We start from the raw sequence: 5,903 nt of genomic DNA on the forward strand, positions 1-5,903 counted from the left end.
TTCCAATTCTGAATTGTCTTGGAGCTTATCTCATATTTTGATGCTAATTGACTTAAGGTAGCATCCTCTTTTATTAATTCTAATACTACCTTAGTCTTTTCTTCACTACTGAAAATCCTAACCTTATTTTTCTTCATCTTTCCTCCTAAGTTTTACCTATTTATTGTAACTTATTTCGGAAACTTGAGTACTATTTTTTCTGTCCAGTTTTCTCAGTCCATTATAGACGCTACAGGTATAGCAGCGTTTCACGTATCAACCTCTGCAACGAATATTAATGTATCTGTCGGAACTAGTCCTACCCAAAGATTCAATACCTTTATGACAGATGGTCTAAATGTAACCACTATTAGTAGTAATATTTTTGCAAAAACAATTGAAATTAAGCAGAATCCAACAAATCTAGCTGGTCAGACGCAACTTATTTGGACAACGCCAATTAATACAGGAGCCGGCGGAGTAGTAACATTTGGTACAATTCTATATCACAATTTAACGCTAACATAACTTCCAATATGGATTTTAACGGTACATCCGCGACTGCTATATTGGATGACGGTGTCACAGTAACCGGGGACATAGACGATATTTTAGGAAGGAATCTAGCAACTTTAAATTTTGTTGGTTGTAGTACGGTTACCAGTGATGTAGGAGCTAATCATGCGATTAATACATTGAATGCTAAAGGGAATAACCCTGTTAATTTACAGGGAAATGTTACGGTTGATCAGTTTAATTTTACTGCTGACGGGATAGCTGCAGTAGGAGGAACATTAACTGCAACAGCAGGAGTGCAGCATAATGATCTTGAGGCAACGTTAGCCTTTTCTAATCCGGTAGGTTCTTATATTTTTTCAAGTCCTATTTTACAAGCAGGCAATGGTGGTGTCATGGTAGATACTACTCTTAAGGCTACTGATGCTAGTATTGCTACGGCTAAAGCTATTCAAATAGGAGCAAATTTCTCTACAGCGGCTCTTACTTTAGCGGTCAATAATCCGAATTTAAATCTTTTAGCGGGAGGAAATCAAATTAATTTTGAAAGTGCTGGTGCTGCTTTAGTTTTAGCTTCACCTGTCGTACAAAACGTAACATTTGGCGGTAATTTAGACGGCTTCGCAGGCGGTTGGCGGTAATGTAATCTTAAACGGCACTAATGCTTTAACCGTTCAGGGAGGATCGTTCGGTGCCGTTAATAAGCTAGCTTCGGTTAGCACTATAGGAAACGTTCAGGCACAGGGAGGGATTAACCTTAGCGGTATTACGACTCTTAACGTTACGGGAAATAGTAACTTTACCGATCAAACCGCTACCTCGGCAAGTGCTACTAATATAAATATCGGCGATGGAAACGGAATCGGGACATATATTAACGCCTAATAATGCAAATTTTAATATTAGTACTGCTAATATGAAATTCAATAATGCCGGTTCAATATTAAATATTACAAGTAACGGAAACGTAACGGCTACAATAAATGGGGATTTAAATCCTGGTGCAGCGGCTAGTGGCGTGATTCAGTTAAGCTCAACCGGTGGTCTTTTAACGATAACCGGTGGAAATAATTTAGGTATTAATAACGGCAATACTTTAAATTCTATGATATTAGCCGGCAACGGTGATATCACGATTACGCCGGCAATTAATATAGCAACCCTCTTTCTACAGGTATTGCCGGTAATTTAACTCTTACCACTGTTAACGGTTCGGTTAATTTTACGAATACTACTACGCTTGCAGTGACTAATATTACCGGAAAAACGGATTTTGTAAATAATGCCGATATAATAAATCTTGCTGCAGGGGGGTAATTTAGCGGCAGTAACAAGTAGTAATGGCATTAACGGTACGGTTAATGAGTTAGGAGCAGGAATATTAGGACCTGTTACCGGCATTACGGCTTTAAATCTTAACGGAGCAGGAGTTGTTACAATAAACGGAGCATCTAGTGCAACTAATCTGACGATAAATAATGCAGGTACGGTAGCTACGGCAGCCGGCGGCTTTACAGGTAATGCTGCAGTTGGAGCCGGTCAATTGACTACAGATACTACGGGTAACGTTACTGTCGGGACAGGAACATATACCGGGGATATTACAGGTAGAGCAACTTTTACTGATGCCGGTGTCATTGCAACTGATCAGATTGGTGGACAGACTGATTTTACCGGTAAGGCAGGTACGGTTAACGTTAATGACGGCGGTACTTTAGCAGCGGTGATAAGTAGTGCAGCGGCAGCCGGCGATTTAGTATTTGACGGGGACGGTACTGTTAGTGTCGTCGTAAACAATATAAATACAATAACGATTAACGGTGTAGCCGGTCAAATAGCGGCTTTCCAACAAGATGTATCGACTGCTTCTTTAGTCTTCAGTAATGGTGGTACAGCAGATTTACAAGGTTCACTCACTACTACCGGTGATGTAGATTTCGGAGCCGGTGGCATCTTAGAATTTTCGTGAGCAAATCCTGCAGGTTATACGTTTAATAGTGTGGTTACCAATGGTGCTACCGGAACATTGAATGCCTATGCTAACTTAACTGCTACGGATATATCTATCGGTACGGTGCAAACAATTAATATCGGACAAGCCGCAGCTCCTAAGACATTTACTGTAGGTGTTAGAAAGGTCTGCTAACTCTCTTACAGCCGATGGGTAGTACTATCAATTTTGGCGATACTAATTCTACATTCGGTTTAACAACAAGTAGCAATCAACAAGTTACTTTTGCGAATAGTTTCGGCGGCTTTGCCGGCGGTGGCGATAAGGTCAATTTAAGTAGTACTAAAGGTGCTAAACTTGAGATTCAAGGTGGCGATAATACCAAAACACTAGGTACTGCTGTGAATAAATTAGCAGCTATAAATGTTACTGCAGGTAGTGAGGTCGGAGTTGTTGGTGGTGCTAATAGCTTTGACGTAAGTAATGCAGCAGCTCTTAATATTGGAAACGGAGCTATATTCGTCGACCAATCAATTACTTCGACACAAATTGCCAAAACCAATATCGGTGATAATAACGGTCCGAGAACTTACGCACTTGATGCATTAAACGGAGATTTTCAATTAAAAGCTCCGGGCGTTACATTCGTGGACTCTGCATCTGTTTTAAAGTTAATGACTACCGTAGCTAGCGGCAATAATAGTGCTATAGAGTTAACAGGCAATATAGAGCCGCTTGTTCCAAATGTCGCTATAGTTGAGATAAATGCAAAAAATGCTAATACCAAGTTAACAATAGACGGTACGGCTAATAATTATGCTATCGGAACAAAAGCAAATCCGGTGAGTAAAGTACAACTTACAGGGCAAGGAACACTAGTAATAACTGCTCTTAATACCCCAAATATAAACGTATCCGTTGCAAAAGTTGCAATAGGATCAGTCAGATCGAATGTTTTTTTCTCCGCTCCTTCCGGTCCTATTAATATCGAGCTTGGAGTCGTACAGATTAACGGCAATATGAATTTCCAAAATAATGCCGGTACCGCAATATTTGCTAGTGATACAAAAAATAATATACCGGCACTTATTACCGGTAATATAACAAGTACAGGTGGTCAACCTAACGGTACTGTAGTGTTTATGGATAACGGTACTATAGGTACGGTTGACGGTAACGGAAACTCAACAAATACAATTACAAACCTTGCAATGCTACAAGCAGGGGCTGACAACAGCACCGTCACGATTAATTCCGGCGGTAATATGTCAATTACTGAAGTTCAAGGAACGGATACGGGTACTATAGTATTTACTCAGGAAACAAATTTAACCGGTAACATTAATGAAACAGGCGGTAAAGCTGTTAATTTAACGTTAACAATAACGGTAATGACAATGGAGTTAGTGCTATCCGAGGTAACATAGGTAGTAATACAGCAGTAGATGATATTACCGTTCCAAATGGAACCTTAAGCGTTGGTGTGATGAATAGTGTACCTGATAGCGTTATTAAAGGCGGTGTAGTTTACTTGGGACCAAATGCTATACTTGACCGAGACTCAAGCAATGTTACATTTACCGGATACTTTAACTATGTTGCTCCAAATGCATTAATTACTCCCGCACCAATTGATATTACCGGAGGTGTAAGATTTGACGATTCAGACGCTGTAACGGATAATGGTACATATGGTAAAGCAAATATTCCTCTTGGTATAATACAAATAAACGGTGGAGATGTAACGCTTACAAATCAAGTATATGTTAATAACGTAAAATTTACGACTTCTAATGCTGTAACCTTAACACTTACCAATACAAGTACGGTTGGCGGGGCTACAACTACCGGCAATAAAATTCATACTCTTGCAATAACGGGAGATTTAACAACAGGTACTTCGCCGTTCGGTTCAGACTCAAACCACCTTAAACCATTCAGCTTAATAGTGGCGGTAAATTCACCATTGGTAGCCAAGATGTTTACTCTAGTGTCACAACCAAAACTAATAACGAGGGTACGGCGATATTTAATGCCGATAACGGTTTTACCGATGATTTAGGCGGTGAGAATGTAAACCTTAAACTAGTTCAGTTCAGTAGTAATAAAGGCACGGTAAAAGGAGAGGCCCATACCAAAGCTATTACTATTGATGCCGGTAAATCAGCTGTATTTACCGGTTATAACAGTAGGAGCTTAGACATTCCGTCAGCCACGGTCGGCGGTGTTAAAGTGCCAAGAGCAACCATGAAATTTAGTTACAAAACAAAAATCGTTTCAGAGGACTTCAAAGGAAGCAGTAGCAGCTCTTCAGCAGAATATACTAATGCTACGCTTGTATAAGCTCCGATTAACGGCGATAGTCATAAGTTTAATGATGACGTGTGGCTACAAAAAGCGGTAACGGGTGCTAATGTTATTACTTTTGCACCGAAAAAAACAGCTTTCACTGCGTCGAATTTAGGAGCAACTACTATAGTTGCCGATCAGGCGACAATGATGTTTACCGGTGATAATACTAAAGTAAATGTCGGCGGTAATATATCAGGTAGTAATATTACTTCTGACCTTGGTAATAATCAAGTTACTTATACAGGCTCTGCTACTCCTACCGGTGAGCTTATTATAAATGTCTTCTATGATACTATAAATGCAGGTCAGACAGGTAACGCTAATAGCGGTAATATAGTACTCGCAAGCGGTAGCACCTTCAATTTATCAAATGTTTCTTCTATTAAAGTATTTTTAACTGCTCAAAATAACCCGTCTGCTATTGGAGAAGGTAGTGCTTATCCTGTCATTAGTGCAGCAGGAGGTAGTATAATAGTCGGTAATGCCGCAAATCTACCGTTTAACGTAACGGCTAATGAAGGCGGCTTCGTCAGATGGCAAATTACAGGTAATTTCTTTGTACTTTTACCGATAGAACCAACAGGAGATAATGTTGTTGATAATATTATAGGTAAGATAATAAAAGCTCCTCTGGGTACTGATGCGGCAAAAGTTGCAAATGTTTTAGTAAATACACCGGTAGATCAAAGGGCGGCGGTAATTAAGCATTTATTACCTATAATCGAGCGCCCTTCAAATGAAATACACAGAGTAACTACTCCGCTTACTCCTATGGGTCCTTTCGTCGGTCCAAGTGTTGGTGGTGGTTTTAATCCTATACAACCGCCACCAACTAGCGGTAGTGTAGTTAACAATATATATGTTCCGCCTATCACTCCGAGCGGCTACGATGTAACACCTAGCAATTCGGCAGGATATAATACCCCGACTACTCCGGTTACAGGCACCGGTGGCTTTGGACCTAACGGACCAAGTACAGGAGGTGGTAGCCCATCAGTTGGCACTGGTGGCTTTGGTCCTAACGGTCCTGGCACAGGCGGTACTACAGGAGGTAATCTGTCAGTTGGTACAGGTGGAGGGTCGTGCCTCCGTATTGCAGTTTAGA

The 5,903-nt window shown here is 40.4% G+C and carries 8 protein-coding genes; all 8 read left to right on the top strand.

Going from position 1 to position 5,903, the window contains the following annotated elements; genetic code table 11:
- Positions 1-321 precede the first annotated feature (321 nt).
- The 8 genes from KYQ89_RS02160 (at position 322) to KYQ89_RS07650 (ending at position 5,902) form a co-directional block, all read left to right on the top strand.
- Complete coding sequence (locus tag KYQ89_RS02160) at positions 322-507, top strand: hypothetical protein (RefSeq protein ID WP_218460214.1); 186 nt, start codon at positions 322-324, stop codon at positions 505-507.
- Between the two features lie 8 nt (positions 508-515).
- Positions 516-1,136 (top strand): hypothetical protein, encoded by a 621-nt coding sequence (locus KYQ89_RS02165; RefSeq protein ID WP_218460215.1) that lies wholly within the window; start codon positions 516-518, stop codon positions 1,134-1,136.
- A 209-nt stretch (positions 1,137-1,345) separates the two neighbouring features.
- Positions 1,346-1,687 carry a hypothetical protein gene (locus tag KYQ89_RS02170; RefSeq protein ID WP_218460216.1) on the top strand — a complete coding sequence of 114 codons (342 nt, stop codon included), beginning with the start codon at positions 1,346-1,348 and terminating at the stop codon, positions 1,685-1,687.
- Positions 1,688-1,795: 108 nt separating this feature from the next.
- Positions 1,796-2,464: a hypothetical protein gene (locus KYQ89_RS02175; RefSeq protein ID WP_218460217.1), complete on the top strand. Its 669-nt coding sequence runs from the start codon at positions 1,796-1,798 to the stop codon at positions 2,462-2,464.
- Between the two features lie 30 nt (positions 2,465-2,494).
- Positions 2,495-2,641 carry a hypothetical protein gene (locus KYQ89_RS02180; protein WP_218460218.1) on the top strand — a complete coding sequence of 49 codons (147 nt, stop codon included), beginning with the start codon at positions 2,495-2,497 and terminating at the stop codon, positions 2,639-2,641.
- A 14-nt stretch (positions 2,642-2,655) separates the two neighbouring features.
- The gene (locus KYQ89_RS07640; protein WP_256621196.1) at positions 2,656-3,873 is read left to right on the top strand and encodes a hypothetical protein; all 1,218 of its coding nucleotides are present in this window, start codon (positions 2,656-2,658) and stop codon (positions 3,871-3,873) included.
- Between the two features lie 59 nt (positions 3,874-3,932).
- Entirely contained in the window at positions 3,933-4,508 is a 576-nt protein-coding gene (locus tag KYQ89_RS07645; protein ID WP_256621197.1) for a hypothetical protein, read from the top strand.
- A gap of 320 nt (positions 4,509-4,828) precedes the next feature.
- Entirely contained in the window at positions 4,829-5,902 is a 1,074-nt protein-coding gene (locus tag KYQ89_RS07650) for a hypothetical protein (protein ID WP_256621198.1), read from the top strand.
- The last annotated feature ends 1 nt before the right edge of the window (position 5,903 follow it).

Source organism: Rickettsia sp. TH2014 (assembly GCF_019249195.1).
In the GTDB taxonomy this organism is placed as follows: Bacteria; Pseudomonadota; Alphaproteobacteria; order Rickettsiales; family Rickettsiaceae; genus Rickettsia; species Rickettsia felis.

Bases quoted from the DNA above. Each gene is read 5' to 3' on its own strand.
- KYQ89_RS02160 (WP_218460214.1), top strand. From the start codon at position 322: ATGACAGATGGTCTAAATGTAACCACTATTAGTAGTAATATTTTTGCA.
- KYQ89_RS02165 (WP_218460215.1), top strand. From the start codon at position 516: ATGGATTTTAACGGTACATCCGCGACTGCTATATTGGATGACGGTGTC.
- KYQ89_RS02170 (WP_218460216.1), top strand. From the start codon at position 1,346: ATGGAAACGGAATCGGGACATATATTAACGCCTAATAATGCAAATTTT.
- KYQ89_RS07640 (WP_256621196.1), top strand. From the start codon at position 2,656: ATGGGTAGTACTATCAATTTTGGCGATACTAATTCTACATTCGGTTTA.
- KYQ89_RS07645 (WP_256621197.1), top strand. From the start codon at position 3,933: ATGAATAGTGTACCTGATAGCGTTATTAAAGGCGGTGTAGTTTACTTG.